Here is a 15,972-nt window from a genome sequence, read left to right on the forward strand (position 1 = left end):
CTTCCCGCGAATGACCGTTTCGATCTTCTCGAATTTATCGGCGCAACGCCGATGGAAGATTTGGATCTCGACGAGCTGATAGAACAGATCACAACACAGGTCTCTGATATCTCTTCATTTGCGAACGATGCATATCAGTAATTAATATTGAGTAAAAAAGAAAATACCCCGCTCTCGGGCGGGGTATCTATACTCTCGGTACGTGACGAATATTATTCGGCGTCGGCGAACTCTGCTTCGACGCGCGCCTTGTCGGCAGCGCCCTTGGCCGCCGGATCGCGATCGACGAATTCGATGATCGCCATGGGTGCCATGTCACCGTAGCGGAAGCCCGCTTTCATGATGCGAACGTAGCCGCCCTGACGCTCTTTGTAGCGCGGGCCGAGCACGTCGAACAGTTTCGCGACATAGGCGTCCTGCTTGAGCTGCGCGGCGGCCTGGCGGCGGGCGTGCAGGTCCCCACGCTTGGCGAGCGTGATGAGCTTCTCGATGATCGGACGCAGTTCCTTGGCTTTCGGAAGCGTCGTCTTGATCTGCTCATGTTCGATGAGCGATCCGGACATGTTGGCGAAGAGCGCCTTGCGGTGCTCGTGCGTGCGGTTCAGGCGGCGGTATCCGCGGGCGTGACGCATGGTCTTACTCCTTTTGCTTTGTCCGGCGCGGATGCGAACCGCGCTCTCCTTGGGGCGGGATTGCCCATGATTTCCCCGGACATCCGGGCATTCGGGGCGCCTCTAGCGAAACGCCCCGCAAAGGTCAATCAGAACTGATCTTCGAACCGCTTGGCGAGGTCTTCGATGTTCTCCGGCGGCCAGTCCTCGACTTCCATGCCGAGGTGCAGGCCCATGCCGGACAGCACTTCCTTGATCTCGTTGAGCGACTTGCGGCCGAAGTTCGGCGTGCGCAGCATCTCCGCTTCGGTCTTCTGGATCAGATCGCCGATGTAGACGATGTTGTCGTTCTTCAGGCAGTTGGCCGAACGGACCGACAGCTCCAGCTCGTCCACCTTCTTCAGCAGCAGCGGGTTGAATTCCAGCCCGTCTTCCGCATCCTGACGCGTGGCCGATTCCGGCTCTTCGAAGTTGACGAAGACGGTGAGCTGATCCTGCAGGATGCGCGCGGCGAAAGCCACCGCGTCGTCCGGCGTGACGGAGCCATCCGTTTCGATCTTCATGGTCAGCTTGTCATAGTCAAGCACCTGCCCTTCACGGGTGGGCGTGACTTCATAGGCGACCTTCTTGACCGGCGAATAGATCGCATCGATCGGGATCAGACCGATCGGTGCATCTTCCGGCCGGTTCTTGTCGGCTGCGACATAGCCCTTGCCGGTATTCACCGTCAGTTCCATGAACAGGTTCGCACCGTCATCCAGATGGCAGATGACATGCTCCTTGTTCAGCACCTCGATGCCGTTCGACTCGGAAATATCGCCACCGGTGACCACACCCGGACCCTTGGCAGAAATGGTCAGGCGCTTCGGCCCTTCCACTTCCATCTTGAGCGCAACACCCTTGAGGTTCAGGACGATATCCGTGACATCCTCCCGCACGCCCGAGATCGAAGAGAACTCGTGCAGCACGTTGTCAATCTGGATCGCCGTGATGGCAGCACCCTGAAGCGAGGACATCAGCACGCGGCGCAGCGCATTGCCGAGGGTGAGGCCGAAGCCGCGTTCCAGCGGCTCGGCAACCACGGTGGCCTGACGCGAAGCGTCGGGGCCGGGTTTGACCTCGAGCTGGGTCGGCTTGATGAGTTCCTGCCAGTTCTTGTGGATCATGCAATTGCCTCCATACCTGTTCCGCGGCGCATGAACCGGTTGCCGCAGAACGCCCGAGGTTCAGAATGACACACTCGGGCCGCGCGAATTTCCGCGCGACCCGAGCAAAATTTCCGGTTCCTCAGACCCGGCGGCGCTTCGGCGGACGGCAGCCGTTGTGCGCAAGCGGCGTCACATCGCGGATCGAGGTGATGTTGAACCCGACGGCGGCCAGCGCGCGAAGCGCCGATTCACGGCCGGAGCCGGGGCCTTGCACTTCGACTTCCAGGGTGCGGACGCCATGTTCCTGCGCCTTGCGGCCAGCGTCTTCGGCAGCCATCTGCGCCGCATAGGGCGTGGATTTCCGCGAGCCCTTGAAGCCCATCGTGCCGGCGGACGACCAGGCGATCGCATTGCCCTGCACGTCGGAGATCAGGATCTTGGTGTTGTTGAACGAGGAGTTCACGTGAGCAACGCCAGCGGCGATGTTCTTGCGCTCCTTGCGCTTGATACGGGTCTTGTCGCGAGCCATGATACCCTCCCCTTATTTCTTCTTGCCGGCGATCGGCTTCGCCGGGCCCTTGCGGGTGCGGGCGTTGGTGTGAGTCCGCTGACCGCGGACCGGGAGGTTGCGGCGATGACGCAGGCCGCGGTAGGCACCGAGGTCCATCAGACGCTTGATGTTCATCTGAACTTCGCGGCGAAGATCGCCTTCGACGGTCAGGTTCGCGTCGATGTATTCGCGGATCGCAAGCACTTCGGCGTCGGAGAGATCATTCACGCGGCGCGACGGGTCGATGCCGACGGCCTGAACGACTTCATCGGCAATCTTCGAACCGATGCCGTGGATATAGGTCAGCGCGATCGGAACGCGCTTACCCGTGGGGATGTTTACACCAGCAATACGTGCCACTAGGGCTTCCTTTTCTGTTGCGGTTCCGTAATGCCGGAACCTTTTTTCACAACGCGGGTTTTGCGGTCTGAACCGATCCCCACACGCTCTGACCCGAAGGGCGGAGCAGACCGAAGCCCGCCCGTCAGGACGATTCTCTTGCGAGAGGCTGTGATCTATGGGCTTTGGCGCCTCAGGTCAAGAGGCGCCAAAAACGGATCAGCCTTTGTCAAGCACCTTGCGGACCGCGTCCGAAACTGCTTCCGGCTCATCCAGCCCGTCGACCGGAGAAAGCATTTCCTTCGCGTAGTAATATCCGATCAGCGGAGAGGTTTTCTTGTAGTACTCCATCAACCGCTTGGTCAGGCTGGCCTCGTTGTCATCGGCCCGGCGACGCATGTCGGTGGAGCCGCAGACGTCGCAGACGCCAGCCACTTTCGTGGGCTTGGTGACGTCGTGATAGACTTCGCCGCAGTTCCCGCATGTGAATCGGCCGGTGATACGCGACACCAGCGCCGCGTCATCCACCTGCATCTCGATCACTGCATCGAGGGACTGGCCCACGCGCTGCAACATCGCGCCAAGCGCATCGGCTTGCGGCAGCGTCCGGGGAAAACCATCGAAGATGAACCCTGTACCCTCGGCGCCCGCAACACGTTCCTCGATCAGCCCGATCACGATCTCATCGGTCACAAGCTGGCCACTGTCCATCACTTCGGCGACCTTGCGACCCATCTCCGTACCGGAATGCCGCGCTTCCCGCAGCATATCCCCGGTCGAAAGCTGGACCATGCCACGCTCCTCCACGAGACGGCGGGCTTGAGTGCCCTTCCCCGCCCCCGGCGGCCCTAGCAGTATGACGTTCATCGCCGGATCGTTCCCCCTTTACGCGCCGTGCCATTGCGTCTTTTGCCGCGCAACTGGCTCTTCTCGATCAGCCCTTCATACTGATGCGCCAACAGATGCGACTGGACCTGAGAGATCGTGTCCATCGTCACCGAGACGACAATCAGCACGGAGGTGCCGCCGAAGTAGAACGGGATACCCATCTGGAACCGCAGAATCTCGGGCAGCAGGACCACGGCGACAAGATAGGCCGAGCCGAGCACGAGGATGCGGTTCACAACGTAGGTCAGGTATTCCTCGGTCTTCTTGCCGGGGCGAATGCCCGGAATGAAGCCATTCTGGTTCTTCAGGTTGTCGGCGACATCATCCGTCTTGAAGGCGACGTTCGCCGTATAGAAATACGCGAAGAACACGATCATCGCTGCAAAGAACAGCATGTAGAGCGGTTGCCCCGGCCCGAAGTAGGCCAGCAGCCACGACATGACCGGCCCGGTCTGTCCGCCGGAGAATGTGGCGATCGTGGTCGGGAGCAGGAGCAGCGAGGAGGCGAAGATGGCGGGAATGACACCGGCCGGGTTCACCTTGATCGGCAGGTGCGATGAACCGCCGTCATAGACCTTCATCCCCACCTGGCGGCGCGGATACTGGATATGGATCTTGCGAAGAGCCCGCTCCATGAACACCACGAAGGCGACGACCAGGACGACCATCAGGAGCACGCCGATGATGACGGCAGGCGAAACCGCGCCGGAGCGTCCCTGGCTCAGGAACCGAGCAAGCGCTGCGGGAACTTCCGCGATGATGCCGACGAAGATGATGAGCGAGATGCCGTTACCGATGCCGCGCGCGGTGATCTGTTCACCCAGCCACATCAGGAACATCGTGCCGCCGACCAGCGTGATCACGCAGGCCACGCGGAAGAACATCCCCGGATCGGCGACGAGACCGCCGGCCTCAAGGCTGACCGCCAGACCCCATGCCTGGAAGATCGCCAGCGCCACCGTACCGTAGCGGGTGTATTGGTTGATCTTCTTCCGCCCGGCCTCTCCCTCTTTCTTCAGGCCCTGAAGCGAGGGGATCATCGCGACGAGAAGCTGCACGATGATGGAGGCGGAGATATAGGGCATGATGCCGAGCGCAAAGACCCCCATCCGCCCGAGCGCGCCGCCGGTGAACATCGTCAGGATGCCACCCAGCCCGGTCTGCGCCTGCTCCATGAAATTGCGCAGCGCCGCCGCGTCAATGCCCGGAACGGGGATGTAGGTGCCGAGCCGGTAGACGATCAGCAACCCGATGGTGAAGAAGATGCGGTGGCGCAGGTCGGTCGCCTTGCCGAGGGTTCCCCAGCTCAGGTTCGCGGCCATTTGCTCAGCAGCAGATGCCATGCCCAGACTCTTTCCGAGACCACGTCTCTTTCATGGACAGCGCCGCCGGCCCGTTGACCGGTCCGGCGGCGCGGAAAATCTCGTCGCAGGTGTAAGCGGCGCGAGCGCCGCACACAACGCCTTATTCGGCGGCGGCGACAGCAACTTTCAGGGAGCCGCCGGCTTTCTCAACCGCCTCGATGGCCGATTGGGAGGCGCCGGACACTTCCAGCGCGAGCTTCGCCGTCACGTCGCCCTTCGCAAGCACCCGGATACCGTCGAGCTTGCGGCGCACGAGACCGGAGGTCACGAGCACGTCTTCCGTGATCGGCTGCGCAGCGTCGAGTTTGCCGGCGTCAACGAATTTCTGGATCAGGCCAAGGTTGATGACCGCGTAAGACTTCGCGTTCGGCTTGGTGAAGCCGCGCTTCGGCAGACGGCGGTAGAGCGGCATCTGGCCACCCTCGTAACCGTTCAGCGCAACGCCCGAGCGGGACTTCTGACCCTTGATACCGCGACCGGCGGTTTTACCCTTGCCGGAGCCAGGACCACGGGCGACGCGTTTCTTCTTGCGGACCGCGCCTTCGTTGTCGCGGAGTTCGTTCAGTTTCATATCGCTTCTCCTTACCGGAATCGCCCCCGAAGCGAGTTGGGCGAACACGGCATATGGGTGATTCAAAAAGGCCCGTCGCGGACCACCGGCGGCATATACCGGTTGCGGGGAGGCGGATCAAGGCACTTCGCGTATCCGCCGCGGGATTGTTCGCCCACGCAGCCGGCCTAAAAGCAGAACGCCCCGATCCTGCGACCGGGGCGTCCTGATGGCTGACGGCTAAGGATCAGCCTTTTTCTTCGACGATCTGCACGAGGTGCGGGATCGAGTTCACCATACCGCGGATAGAGGGCGTATCCTCCAGCTCACGGGTGCGGTGCATCTTGTTCAGACCAAGCCCGATCAGCGTGCGCTGCTGGCTGGCCGGACGACGGATCGGCGAGCCGATCTGCTTGACAATGATGGTTTTCGCCATTGTTCCGCTCCTTACGCTTCTGCCGCTTCGGCTTCGGCGCGCTTCAGGATGTCGCCCACTTTCTTGCCGCGACGCTGCGCGACCGAACGGGGGCTGGCTTCCTTCTGCAGGCCGTCGATGGTGGCCCGGATCATGTTGTAGGGGTTTTGCGACCCCAGCGACTTCGCCACGACGTCCTGGAGGCCCAGCATCTCGAACACGGCGCGCATCGGCCCGCCCGCGATGATCCCGGTACCCGGAGCAGCGGTCCGCATCACGACCTTGCCGGCGCCATGACGGCCCTCGATGTCATGATGCAGGGTGCGGCCCTCGCGCAGCGGCACGCGGATCAGGCTGCGTTTCGCCTGCTCGGTGGCCTTGCGGATGGCTTCCGGAACTTCCTTGGCCTTGCCCTTGCCGAAGCCGACACGGCCCCGCTGGTCGCCAACTACCACGAGAGCGGCGAAGCCGAAACGCTTGCCCCCTTTGACGGTCTTGGACACACGGTTGATCGCCACGAGACGATCGGCGAATTCCGGATTTTCCTCGCGCTCGCGACGATCCCGGCGGTTCTCACGTTCTGCCATACGGCTTTCCTAATTTCAGGGGGCATGATGGCCCGGCTGATTCAATCCAGGTCGCTGCAGTCAAGCCGCATCGCCGGATCATCGAGGCGTCGCGGCGTGCGGCGCCTTCACTTTCGTCAGACATACGCCGTGTCGCGAAGACACGGCGTATCATTTCCAGCCCCTTCCCGCAAAGGCGGGAGACGGGATCAGAACTTCAGGCCACCCTCGCGGGCAGCATCGGCAAGTGCCTTGATCTTGCCGTGGAACAGGAAGCCACCGCGGTCGAAGTAGACTTCTTCCACGCCGGCCTTCTTGGCCCGCTCGGCAATCGCCGCACCGATCTTGCCGGCCGCTTCCACGTTGTTCTTGCCAACGAGCCCGAGATCTTTCTCGAGGGTCGAGGCAGCCGCCACGGTCACGCCCTTCACGTCGTCGATCAGCTGAACGCTGATATTCTTCGACGAGCGGTGAACCGACAGGCGCAGACGCCCGTTGGCCTGAGCCCGCAGTTTGTTCCGGACGCGCAGGCGGCGCTTCAGGAACAGCTCTCGCTTTGTGTTCGCCATCTGTTGCGTCCTTACTTCTTCTTGCCTTCCTTACGGAAGATGTACTCGTCCTTGTACTTGATCCCCTTGCCCTTGTAGGGCTCCGGAGAGCGCCATTCGCGGATATTGGCCGCGACCTGACCGACGAGTTGCTGATCCATGCCTTCGACAACGATCTCCGTCTGTTTCGGAGCGGTGATCGTCACGCCTTGCGGCACTTCGAAGTTCACTTCGTGGCTGTAGCCCAGCGAGAGCTTCAGGACGTTGCCGGTCATTGCAGCGCGGTAACCCACGCCGCTGATTTCCAGCTCTTTCTTGAAGCCCGTGGTCACGCCCTGCACGAGGTTCGACACCATCGTGCGGGACATGCCCCACTGCGCACGTGCCCGCTTGGACAGGCCGCGCGGCTGGACTTTCACCAGATTGTCTTCGACCGTGATCGACACATCGTCGGTCGCGGTGAAGCTGCGCGTGCCCTTCGGGCCCTTCACTTCGATCGTCTGACCGGAAACGGAGGCGGTGACCCCCTTCGGCAGCTCGACCGGTTTTTTCCCAATACGAGACATTGCCTACTCCTCAGAACACAGTGCAGAGCACTTCGCCGCCGACATTGGCGGTGCGCGCAGCCGTATCCGACATCACGCCCTTGGGGGTCGACACGATCGACACGCCGAGGCCGTTACGCGGAGACGGCAGATCGTTCACGGCCATGTAGACCCGACGACCCGGTTTCGAAACCCGCTTCAGTTCGCGGATGACGGGGGTGCCCTCGAAGTACTTCAGGCTGATGACGAGCTCATCGAGACCTTTTTCGGTCGTCGCGCGCTCGTAACCGCGGATGTAGCCCTCGTCGCGGAGCACGTCGAGCACCCAGGCGCGGAGCTTGGAGGCGGGCGTGCTGACGGTGGATTTGCCACGCATCTGCGCGTTGCGGATACGGGTCAGCATATCGCCGATAGGATCGTTCACAGACATCGCGACCTCCTTACCAGCTCGATTTCACCATGCCCGGGATCTGGCCGAAGGAGGCCAGTTCACGGAGCATGATCCGGGACATTTTAAGCTTGCGGTAGTAGGCCTTCGGGCGACCCGTCAGCTGGCAGCGGTTGTGAAGCCGCGTGGCCGAGGAGTTGCGCGGAAGTTCCGCAAGTTTCAGCGACGCCTTGAAGCGCTGCTCCATCGGCAGCTCCTCATTGGCGATGACGGTCTTCAGAGCCGCGCGTTTGGAGGCGTATTGAGCCACCAGCTTCTCGCGCTTCTTCTGACGTTCGACCATGGATTTCTTGGCCATGTGTTTCAGTCTCCTCGCGCGATCAGCTGTTGAAGGGCATGCTGAATTGCTTCAGCAGCGCCTTCGCTTCCGCGTCAGTCGCCGCGGTGGTGCAGATGATGATGTCCATGCCGAGAACTTCGTCGACCTTGTCGAAGTTGATCTCGGGGAACACGATGTGCTCCTTCAGGCCCATGGCATAGTTGCCACGACCATCGAAGGACGTGCCCTTGACGCCGCGGAAGTCGCGGACGCGGGGCAGCGCGATGGTGATCAGCCGATCAAGGAACTCGTACATCCGGTCACCGCGAAGGGTGACCTTGCAGCCCAGCGGCATTTCCTCACGGACGCGGAAGCCGGCGATCGACTTCTTGGCGTGAGTCACCACGGCCTTCTGACCGGCGATGAGCGACAGCTCCTCGGCAGCCTGCTTCACCTTCTTGGTGTCCTTGACCGCTTCGCCGACGCCCATGTTCAGCACGATCTTGTCGAGCCGGGGGATCTGCATGTCGTTCTTGTAGGAGAATTCCTCCTTCAGAGCGGCGCGGATCGTGTCCTTGAAGAGCGTCTTGAGACGCGGGGTGTAGTTCGCAGAGTCGAGCATCAGATCGCCTCCCCGGTGGTCTTGGCGAAACGCACCTTCTTGCCGTCTTCGAAGCGGAAGCCGACGCGGGTAGCCTTGCCGTTGGTGTCAAGCAGCGCGAGGTTCGAAAGCTGGATCGGAGCCGCTTTCGGGATCCGGCCGCCCTGGCTCGCCTGAGACTGACGGGTGTGACGGATGACGATGTTCACGCCATCGACAACAGCCTTGTTCTCCTTCGGGAGAACCTGGGTGATCTCACCCTGCTTGCCCTTGTCCTTGCCGGTGAGCACGACGACCTTGTCGCCTTTTTTCAGCTTGGCGGCCATCACAGCACCTCCGGCGCGAGGCTGATGATTTTCATGAAGTTCTTCGCACGAAGCTCACGCACCACCGGCCCGAAGATACGCGTGCCGACCGGTTCACCCTGGTTGTTCAGGATGACGGCCGCATTGCGGTCAAAACGGATGGAGGTGCCGTCTTCACGGCGAACTTCCTTGGCGGTACGAACGACGACGGCCTTGCGAACGTCACCTTTCTTCACGCGACCGCGCGGAATGGCTTCCTTGACCGACACCACGATGATGTCGCCCACGGAGGCATACCGACGATGCGAGCCGCCCAGAACCTTGATGCACTGCACCCGGCGAGCGCCGGAGTTGTCAGCGACATCCAGATTGGTCTGCATCTGGATCATTGGGTTACTCCCGACCTTTGGGGACGGTTATCAGCCGCCGCCCCAGGGTTTCGATGTATCTGGCTCAGGCCTGAGCGTCGCTCACGACCGTCCAGCGTTTCGTCTTCGAAATCGGCGCGCATTCCTCGATACGAACGCTGTCGCCGACCTTGAACTGGTTCTCCGCGTCATGGGCGCGGTATTTCTTCGACTTCCGAACCGTCTTCTTCATCACGGGATGCGTGAAGCGACGCTCGACCAGAACGGTGATCGTCTGATCGTTCTTGTCAGAGGTGACGGTGCCTTGAAGGATACGTTTGGGCATCTCGTGATCCTCAGTTCGCCGCCGCCGCAGCGGCTTTCTGGTTCAGAATGGTCTTCACGCGCGCGGCGTCACGGCGGACCTGCCGGATGCGGGCGGTGTTCTCGAGCTGGCCGGTCGCCTTCTGGAAGCGGAGGTTGAACGCCTCCTTCTTCAGTGCAACCAGCTCGTCCCGGAGCTGATCCGGGGTCTTGCTGTTGAGTTCCTGGGCGCTCATCGCCTTTTTCCTTTCACAATCACCGGACGGCCCCTTCTGCAAGGGTGACCTGCAACCCGGTGGATCAATGAGGTACCGACGATTCCGGGGAACCCCGGACTCGCGGATGCGGCTTCCTACAGGAAGAAGACCGCGGGGGCAAGGAAAAGTTATGCCACCCGTTCGAGCATAGACCGGATGGCGCGCGCGACAAGCGACGGCTGCTCGATATGGACCATATGGCCGGCATAGGGGATCAACGCCAAGGCGGCATGCGGTATAGCTTCGGCCAGAGCCACCGTCTCCCGCCGCGAGACGAGTTCATCTGCATCGCCGTTCAGGATCAATACAGGCATGGCGATCCGCTCGATACCCGCCGGATAGTTCCCCGCATCGCCGTTCAACCACATCGCCTTTACCAGATCGAACAGCCGCTCGAAATCGGGCGCGGGATTTTCCGCCTCATACCTGGCGACATCGTTCGGAAAGCGACCGCGCCAGAATGCAGCGGTGAGCGGCAGAAAAAATTTCTCGGCCGCCTCGGGCGGAGGCGGCGCAACGCTACCGCCGATACTGACAATCCCCGAAAGCGGTTCACCACGAACCGCAAGCTCCAACGCAATCACACCGCCATCGCTATGCCCGATGACCAATGGTCGTTCCAGCCCCAGCTCAGCGATCACGGCCGCGACATCGTCAGCCAGTTGCGGGTAGGTGAGCTTCCCCTGCCCCAGCGAGGAGGCGCCATGGCCGCGCGTCTCGATCAGCACACAGCGCGCCTCGGGGAACTCGGCCGCCAACGGCTCCATCTCCCGTGCCGCGCCGAGGCCGCCGTGAAGGAACAGCATCGGCAGGCCCCCCGGGACACCGCGCTCCACGACCCGCAGCAGCGCTTCGCCGGATGATACCTTACGCTCCATGACCCCTCCACATGCAAAAGGCCTCCCGCTCGGGGAGGCCTTTCACTTAATGCAGTGGCGAAGTCTTACCAGTCTTCGCGGACGATGACGCGGGTCGTGACCGGGAGCTTCATCGCGCCGAGGCGGAGCGCCTCGCGAGCGATCGTCTCGTTCACGCCGTCGATCTCGAACATGATCCGGCCGGGTTTGACGCGGGCGGCCCAGAAATCGACGGAGCCCTTACCTTTACCCATCCGCACTTCGGTCGGCTTCGAGGTGACCGGAACGTCCGGGAAAATCCGGATCCACACCCGGCCCTGACGCTTCATGTGCCGGGTGATCGCGCGGCGGGCCGCTTCGATCTGGCGCGCGGTGACGCGCTCCGGCTCGGTCGCTTTCAGGCCAAAGGAGCCGAAGTTCAGCAGGAAGCCGCCCTTCGCATCTCCGTGGATCCGGCCCTTGTGCTGTTTGCGGAACTTCGTCCGTTTAGGTTGCAGCATCTTGTTCTACTCCTCAGCGGTCGCCACGCTCACGGCGCGGACCACGCGGGGCGGGACCATCCTGGGACTCGATCGCGCGGCGGTCGTGCGCCTGCGGGTCGTGCTCCATGATCTCGCCTTTGAAGATCCACACCTTCACCCCGATGATGCCGTAAGGCGTCGTGGCTTCGGACGTCGCATAGTCGATATCGGCGCGCAGCGTGTGCAGCGGCACGCGGCCCTCGCGGTACCATTCGGTCCGCGCGATTTCCGCACCGCCAAGACGGCCTCCGACGTTCACGCGGATGCCGAGGGCACCCATGCGCATCGCGTTCTGCACGGCGCGCTTCATGGCGCGACGGAAGGAGACGCGACGCTCCATCTGCTGGGCGATCGACTCGGCCACCAGCTGCGCGTCAAGCTCCGGCTTGCGCACTTCAACGATGTTGAGGTGCAGTTCGGACGCGGTGAACTTCGAGAGCTTCTTGCGAAGAACCTCGATATCCGCGCCTTTCTTGCCGATGATGACGCCCGGACGCGCGGTGTAGATCGTGACGCGGCACTTCTTGTGCGGACGCTCGATCACCACCTTGGAGATGCCGGCAGCCTTGCATTCCTTGTGGATGAACTCCCGCATCTTGATGTCTTCAAGAAGCAGGTTGCCGTAATCCTTGGTGTCGGCGAACCAGCGGCTGTCCCAGGTGCGGTTGACCTGGAGGCGCATCCCAATCGGGTTGACCTTCTGACCCATTACGCTTGCTCCTCGACTTGCCGCACCTTGATGGTCAGCTCGGAAAACGGTTTCACGATCTTGCCGAACCGGCCGCGGGCGCGCGGGCGACCGCGTTTCATGACCATGTTCTTGCCGACGAAGGCTTCCGCGACGACCAGCTCGTCCACGTCAAGCCCGTGGTTGTTCTCGGCATTGGCGATGGCCGACTGAAGGCACTTCCGCACGTCGATGGCGATGCGCTTGTGCGAGAAGGTGAGATCGGCAAGAGCCTTGTCCACCTTCTTGCCGCGAATGAGCGCCGCGACGAGATTCAGTTTCTGCGGCGAGGTACGAAGCATGCGCAGCTTCGCCATCGCCTCATTTTCCGCCACGCGGCGCGGATTCTTTTCCTGACCCATGGCTTACTTCCTTTTGGCTTTCTTGTCGGCCGCGTGACCGTAGTAGGTCCGCGTCGGCGAGTATTCACCGAATTTCTGGCCGATCATCTCTTCGGTGACGTTCACCGGGATATGCTTCTGGCCATTGTAGACGCCGAAGGTCAGCCCCACGAACTGGGGAAGAATGGTCGAACGACGCGACCAGATCTTGATGACTTCCGACCGCCCCGACTCGCGGGACTTCTCCGCCTTGCGAAGCACATAGGCATCGACAAAGGGGCCTTTCCAAACAGAACGCGCCATGGATTACCGCCCCTTCTTCGCGTGACGCGAGCGGACGATATACTTGTCCGTCGCCTTGTTGCTGCGGGTCTTCTTGCCCTTGGTGTCTTTGCCCCACGGGGTAACCGGGGTCCGGCCACCGGAGGTCCGGCCCTCACCACCACCATGCGGGTGGTCGATCGGGTTCATCGCGACACCGCGGACCGACGGGCGGATGCCGAGGTGGCGGTTCCGACCAGCTTTACCGAGGTTTTGGTTCGAGTTGTCAGGGTTCGACACGGCACCAACGGTGGCCATGCATTCCTGACGGACCATGCGCAGCTCGCCCGAGGACAGGCGGATCTGGGCATAGCCGCCGTCACGACCGACGAACTGGGCATAGGTGCCTGCGGCACGTGCGATCTGACCGCCCTTGCCGGGCTTCAGCTCGACGTTGTGCACGATCGTTCCGAGCGGCATGCCGGAGAACGGCATCGCATTGCCCGGCTTCACGTCGGTCTTGGCGCCGGCCACGACCTTGTCGCCCACGGCAAGACGCTGAGGGGCAAGGATATAGGCCTGTTCGCCATCTTCATATTTCACGAGCGCGATGAACGCGGTGCGGTTCGGGTCATATTCGATCCGCTCGACGACAGCCGCCACATCGAACTTCGTCCGCTTGAAGTCCACGATGCGATAGAGACGCTTCGCGCCCCCGCCCTTGCGGCGCATCGTGATCCGTCCGGTGTTGTTCCGGCCGCCGTTCTTCGTCAGACCCTCGGTGAGGGATTTGACGGGGCGTCCTTTCCAGAGCTCCGAACGGTCGATCAGAACCAGCCCACGCTGGCCAGGCGTCGTCGGTTTGTACGACTTGAGTGCCATGCTTTCTGTCTTCCGTCTGCTTGCGGGCGCGGCCGAATGCCGTGGCCCGGAGGTTATAGGGCTCCGAAGATCCCCGCTGAGTGCACTTCCGGCAAAGAAAGCAACGTCTCTGCTGAAAGCGCGTGGCCCCGGAAGAATCCGGGGCCACGAGATTCGTGCGGCTACGTATCAGACGCCCGGCTCAGAGGCCAGTGGAAACGTCGATCGTATTGCCTTCTTCCAACGTCACATAGGCCTTCTTGATGTCCGAGCGGACGCCGGTGCGGCCGCGGAACTTCTTGACCTTGCCCTTGGTGATGGTGGTGTTCACCGCCTTCACCTTGACGCCGAAGACCGTCTCGACGGCTTCCTTGATCTCGGGCTTGGACGCGTCGCGCCGCACCTCGAAGACCACCGCATTCGCCTCGGAGGCGAGGGTCGCCTTCTCGGTGATGATCGGCTTGCGAATCACGTCGTAGTGTTCGGGTTTCACGCTCATTTCAGGCGAGCCTCCAGAGCTTCGACACCCGCTTTCGTGATCACGAGCGTGTCACGCTTCAGGATGTCATAGACGTTCGCCCCGATGGTCGGCAGAATATCGATGCCTTCGATGTTCCGCGCCGCCTTGGCGAAGTTCTCGTTGACCTCTGCGCCGTCGATGATGAGCACGCGCTTCCAGCCGAGATCCTTCGCGGCCTTTGCGAGTTGCGCGGTCTTGGCTTCCACCAGTTCCGCAGACTCGATCACTACCAGCTTGCCGTCCTTCGCTTTCGCCGAAAGCGCGTGCTTGAGGCCAAGCGCGCGGAATTTCTTCGGCAGGTCGAAGGCGTGGCTGCGGGGCGTCGGGCCCTTGTAGACACCACCGTGACGGAAGATCGGCGCCTTGCGGGAGCCGTGGCGTGCGCCACCGGTGCCCTTCTGGCGATAGATCTTCTTCGTCGAATACGACACGTCGGATTTACCCAGCACGGAGTGGGTGCCGGCCTGGGCTTTCGCCCGCTGCCAGTTCACCACCCGGTGAAGGATGTCGGCGCGGGGCTCGAGGCCGAAGATCTCGTCGGAGAGATCGATCGACCCGGCGGACCCAGCGTCCAGCTTGATCACGTCGAGTTTCATTCCTCGTTCCCCTTCGAGTCAGAGGCCTTGGCTTCGATCTCGGCCGCGTCGATCGCAGCCTGTTCAGCCTCGGCCGCGGCCAGACGGGCGGCTTCCTCTTCGGCGGCCGCCGCAGCGGCAGCTTCCTCGGCAGCGCGACGCGCGGCCTCGGCATGGGACTTCAGCGCGGCCGGGAGAATGACATTCTCCGGAACCGGTTTCTTCACTGCGTCCTTGACCGTGACCCAGCCGCCAGCCGAACCCGGCACGGCGCCCTTGACCATGATGAGACCACGCTCGCTGTCGGTCTTGATGACCTGCAGGTTCTGCGTCGTCACCCGCACGGCCCCAAGATGGCCAGCCATTTTCTTGCCTTTGAACACCTTGCCGGGGTCCTGGCACTGGCCGGTCGAACCGTGCGAACGGTGGCTGATGGACACACCGTGCGAGGCGCGCAGACCACCGAAGTTGTGCCGCTTCATCGCACCGGCAAAACCCTTACCGATAGAGGTACCGGCGATGTCCACGAACTGACCCGCGAAGTAGTGGTCAGCCGTGATCTCTTCGCCAACCTCGATCAGGTTGTCGGGGCTTACGCGGAACTCAGCCACCTTGCGCTTCGGCGCCACGCTCGCTTTCGCGAAATGGCCCCGCATCGCGGCGGTCGTGCGTTTTGCCTTGGCCGCGCCTGCGCCGAGCTGAACGGCGGTATAGCCGTCCTTGTCAGCGGTGCGCTGCGCCACGACCTGAAGACCGTCGAGTTGCAGAACCGTCACCGGAACCTGCTTCCCGTCCTCCAGGAACAGCCGGGTCATGCCCAGCTTCTTTGCGATCACTCCAGAGCGCATCTTTCGTGCTCCCTCAAACCTTGATCTCGACGTCCACGCCGGCGGCGAGGTCGAGCTTCATCAGCGCGTCCACCGTCTGCGGGGTCGGGTCCACGATGTCGAGGAGCCGCTTGTGCGTGCGGATCTCCCACTGATCGCGAGATTTCTTGTCGATATGGGGTCCACGGAGAACCGTGAACTTCTCGATCTTGTTCGGCAGCGGGATCGGGCCCCGTACCGTTGCGCCGGTCCGTTTGGCCGTGTTCACGATTTCCTGCGTCGAGGCATCCAGGACGCGGTAATCGAAGGCCTTCAGCCGGATACGGATGTTCGTACCTTGCATTCTCATTCCCTCAGGGTTGCGGACGGGGCGGTGCCCCGCCCTCAGCCTTTCGATTACTCGATGATTTTGGAGAC

28 protein-coding genes are annotated in these 15,972 nt (G+C 62.1%); all 28 read right to left on the reverse strand.

Annotation, left to right across the window (positions count from 1 at the left end):
• Nucleotides 1-212: 212 nt before the first annotated feature.
• Nucleotides 213-632, reverse strand: a complete 420-nt coding sequence (gene rplQ, locus CN97_RS17595) for a 50S ribosomal protein L17 (RefSeq protein WP_035714241.1) — start codon at nucleotides 630-632, stop codon at nucleotides 213-215.
• 128 nt (nucleotides 633-760) lie between these two features.
• Nucleotides 761-1,777: a DNA-directed RNA polymerase subunit alpha gene (locus tag CN97_RS17600; protein WP_035714244.1), complete on the reverse strand. Its 1,017-nt coding sequence runs from the start codon at nucleotides 1,775-1,777 to the stop codon at nucleotides 761-763.
• A gap of 121 nt (nucleotides 1,778-1,898) precedes the next feature.
• The gene (gene rpsK, locus CN97_RS17605; RefSeq protein ID WP_035714246.1) at nucleotides 1,899-2,288 is read right to left on the reverse strand and encodes a 30S ribosomal protein S11; all 390 of its coding nucleotides are present in this window, start codon (nucleotides 2,286-2,288) and stop codon (nucleotides 1,899-1,901) included.
• Between the two features lie 12 nt (nucleotides 2,289-2,300).
• Complete coding sequence (gene rpsM / locus CN97_RS17610; protein ID WP_035714248.1) at nucleotides 2,301-2,669, reverse strand: 30S ribosomal protein S13; 369 nt, start codon at nucleotides 2,667-2,669, stop codon at nucleotides 2,301-2,303.
• A 198-nt stretch (nucleotides 2,670-2,867) separates the two neighbouring features.
• Complete coding sequence (locus tag CN97_RS17615) at nucleotides 2,868-3,515, reverse strand: adenylate kinase (protein WP_035714250.1); 648 nt, start codon at nucleotides 3,513-3,515, stop codon at nucleotides 2,868-2,870.
• Nucleotides 3,512-4,879: a preprotein translocase subunit SecY gene (gene secY / locus CN97_RS17620; RefSeq protein ID WP_035714251.1), complete on the reverse strand. Its 1,368-nt coding sequence runs from the start codon at nucleotides 4,877-4,879 to the stop codon at nucleotides 3,512-3,514. Before secY ends, CN97_RS17615 begins: the two co-directional genes overlap by 4 nt.
• A 121-nt stretch (nucleotides 4,880-5,000) precedes the next feature.
• Nucleotides 5,001-5,471, reverse strand: a complete 471-nt coding sequence (rplO, locus tag CN97_RS17625; protein WP_035714254.1) for a 50S ribosomal protein L15 — start codon at nucleotides 5,469-5,471, stop codon at nucleotides 5,001-5,003.
• 226 nt (nucleotides 5,472-5,697) lie between these two features.
• Nucleotides 5,698-5,886 carry a 50S ribosomal protein L30 gene (gene rpmD, locus CN97_RS17630; RefSeq protein ID WP_035714257.1) on the reverse strand — a complete coding sequence of 63 codons (189 nt, stop codon included), beginning with the start codon at nucleotides 5,884-5,886 and terminating at the stop codon, nucleotides 5,698-5,700.
• A gap of 11 nt (nucleotides 5,887-5,897) precedes the next feature.
• Nucleotides 5,898-6,452 (reverse strand): 30S ribosomal protein S5, encoded by a 555-nt coding sequence (gene rpsE, locus CN97_RS17635; RefSeq protein WP_035714260.1) that lies wholly within the window; start codon nucleotides 6,450-6,452, stop codon nucleotides 5,898-5,900.
• A 188-nt stretch (nucleotides 6,453-6,640) separates the two neighbouring features.
• Nucleotides 6,641-7,000 (reverse strand): 50S ribosomal protein L18, encoded by a 360-nt coding sequence (gene rplR, locus CN97_RS17640; protein WP_035714261.1) that lies wholly within the window; start codon nucleotides 6,998-7,000, stop codon nucleotides 6,641-6,643.
• 11 nt (nucleotides 7,001-7,011) lie between these two features.
• On the reverse strand, nucleotides 7,012-7,545 hold the full coding sequence (rplF, locus tag CN97_RS17645; protein ID WP_035714264.1) for a 50S ribosomal protein L6: 534 nt from the start codon (nucleotides 7,543-7,545) through the stop codon (nucleotides 7,012-7,014).
• 10 nt (nucleotides 7,546-7,555) lie between these two features.
• The gene (gene rpsH, locus CN97_RS17650; RefSeq protein WP_035714266.1) at nucleotides 7,556-7,954 is read right to left on the reverse strand and encodes a 30S ribosomal protein S8; all 399 of its coding nucleotides are present in this window, start codon (nucleotides 7,952-7,954) and stop codon (nucleotides 7,556-7,558) included.
• A gap of 10 nt (nucleotides 7,955-7,964) precedes the next feature.
• Nucleotides 7,965-8,270: a 30S ribosomal protein S14 gene (gene rpsN, locus CN97_RS17655; RefSeq protein WP_035714268.1), complete on the reverse strand. Its 306-nt coding sequence runs from the start codon at nucleotides 8,268-8,270 to the stop codon at nucleotides 7,965-7,967.
• A gap of 22 nt (nucleotides 8,271-8,292) precedes the next feature.
• Entirely contained in the window at nucleotides 8,293-8,853 is a 561-nt protein-coding gene (gene rplE / locus CN97_RS17660) for a 50S ribosomal protein L5 (RefSeq protein WP_035714269.1), read from the reverse strand.
• The gene (gene rplX, locus CN97_RS17665; RefSeq protein ID WP_035714272.1) at nucleotides 8,853-9,158 is read right to left on the reverse strand and encodes a 50S ribosomal protein L24; all 306 of its coding nucleotides are present in this window, start codon (nucleotides 9,156-9,158) and stop codon (nucleotides 8,853-8,855) included. Before rplX ends, rplE begins: the two co-directional genes overlap by 1 nt.
• Complete coding sequence (gene rplN, locus CN97_RS17670) at nucleotides 9,158-9,526, reverse strand: 50S ribosomal protein L14 (RefSeq protein WP_035714274.1); 369 nt, start codon at nucleotides 9,524-9,526, stop codon at nucleotides 9,158-9,160. The genes rplX and rplN overlap by 1 nt, the downstream gene beginning before the upstream one ends.
• 64 nt (nucleotides 9,527-9,590) lie before the next feature.
• Nucleotides 9,591-9,830 (reverse strand): 30S ribosomal protein S17, encoded by a 240-nt coding sequence (gene rpsQ / locus CN97_RS17675; RefSeq protein WP_035714277.1) that lies wholly within the window; start codon nucleotides 9,828-9,830, stop codon nucleotides 9,591-9,593.
• A gap of 10 nt (nucleotides 9,831-9,840) precedes the next feature.
• Nucleotides 9,841-10,044: a 50S ribosomal protein L29 gene (gene rpmC, locus CN97_RS17680; RefSeq protein WP_035714280.1), complete on the reverse strand. Its 204-nt coding sequence runs from the start codon at nucleotides 10,042-10,044 to the stop codon at nucleotides 9,841-9,843.
• A gap of 149 nt (nucleotides 10,045-10,193) precedes the next feature.
• Complete coding sequence (locus tag CN97_RS17685) at nucleotides 10,194-10,943, reverse strand: alpha/beta fold hydrolase (RefSeq protein ID WP_035714282.1); 750 nt, start codon at nucleotides 10,941-10,943, stop codon at nucleotides 10,194-10,196.
• Nucleotides 10,944-11,008: 65 nt separating this feature from the next.
• On the reverse strand, nucleotides 11,009-11,422 hold the full coding sequence (gene rplP, locus CN97_RS17690; RefSeq protein WP_035714284.1) for a 50S ribosomal protein L16: 414 nt from the start codon (nucleotides 11,420-11,422) through the stop codon (nucleotides 11,009-11,011).
• Nucleotides 11,423-11,435: 13 nt separating this feature from the next.
• Nucleotides 11,436-12,152, reverse strand: a complete 717-nt coding sequence (rpsC, locus tag CN97_RS17695) for a 30S ribosomal protein S3 (protein WP_035714286.1) — start codon at nucleotides 12,150-12,152, stop codon at nucleotides 11,436-11,438.
• Nucleotides 12,152-12,532: a 50S ribosomal protein L22 gene (gene rplV / locus CN97_RS17700; protein WP_035714288.1), complete on the reverse strand. Its 381-nt coding sequence runs from the start codon at nucleotides 12,530-12,532 to the stop codon at nucleotides 12,152-12,154. Before rplV ends, rpsC begins: the two co-directional genes overlap by 1 nt.
• A gap of 3 nt (nucleotides 12,533-12,535) precedes the next feature.
• Entirely contained in the window at nucleotides 12,536-12,814 is a 279-nt protein-coding gene (gene rpsS / locus CN97_RS17705; protein WP_035714290.1) for a 30S ribosomal protein S19, read from the reverse strand.
• A gap of 3 nt (nucleotides 12,815-12,817) precedes the next feature.
• The gene (gene rplB, locus CN97_RS17710; RefSeq protein ID WP_035714292.1) at nucleotides 12,818-13,654 is read right to left on the reverse strand and encodes a 50S ribosomal protein L2; all 837 of its coding nucleotides are present in this window, start codon (nucleotides 13,652-13,654) and stop codon (nucleotides 12,818-12,820) included.
• Between the two features lie 181 nt (nucleotides 13,655-13,835).
• Nucleotides 13,836-14,132, reverse strand: coding sequence for a 50S ribosomal protein L23 (locus CN97_RS17715; RefSeq protein WP_035714295.1), 297 nt, complete (start codon nucleotides 14,130-14,132; stop codon nucleotides 13,836-13,838).
• Entirely contained in the window at nucleotides 14,129-14,749 is a 621-nt protein-coding gene (rplD, locus tag CN97_RS17720; protein ID WP_035714297.1) for a 50S ribosomal protein L4, read from the reverse strand. Before rplD ends, CN97_RS17715 begins: the two co-directional genes overlap by 4 nt.
• The gene (gene rplC, locus CN97_RS17725) at nucleotides 14,746-15,576 is read right to left on the reverse strand and encodes a 50S ribosomal protein L3 (protein ID WP_035714299.1); all 831 of its coding nucleotides are present in this window, start codon (nucleotides 15,574-15,576) and stop codon (nucleotides 14,746-14,748) included. Before rplC ends, rplD begins: the two co-directional genes overlap by 4 nt.
• Nucleotides 15,577-15,589: 13 nt before the next feature.
• Nucleotides 15,590-15,898: a 30S ribosomal protein S10 gene (gene rpsJ / locus CN97_RS17730; protein WP_035714301.1), complete on the reverse strand. Its 309-nt coding sequence runs from the start codon at nucleotides 15,896-15,898 to the stop codon at nucleotides 15,590-15,592.
• Nucleotides 15,899-15,972: the final 74 nt, after the last annotated feature.

Source organism: Haematobacter massiliensis (assembly GCF_000740795.1).
Lineage (GTDB): Bacteria > Pseudomonadota > Alphaproteobacteria > Rhodobacterales > Rhodobacteraceae > Haematobacter > Haematobacter massiliensis.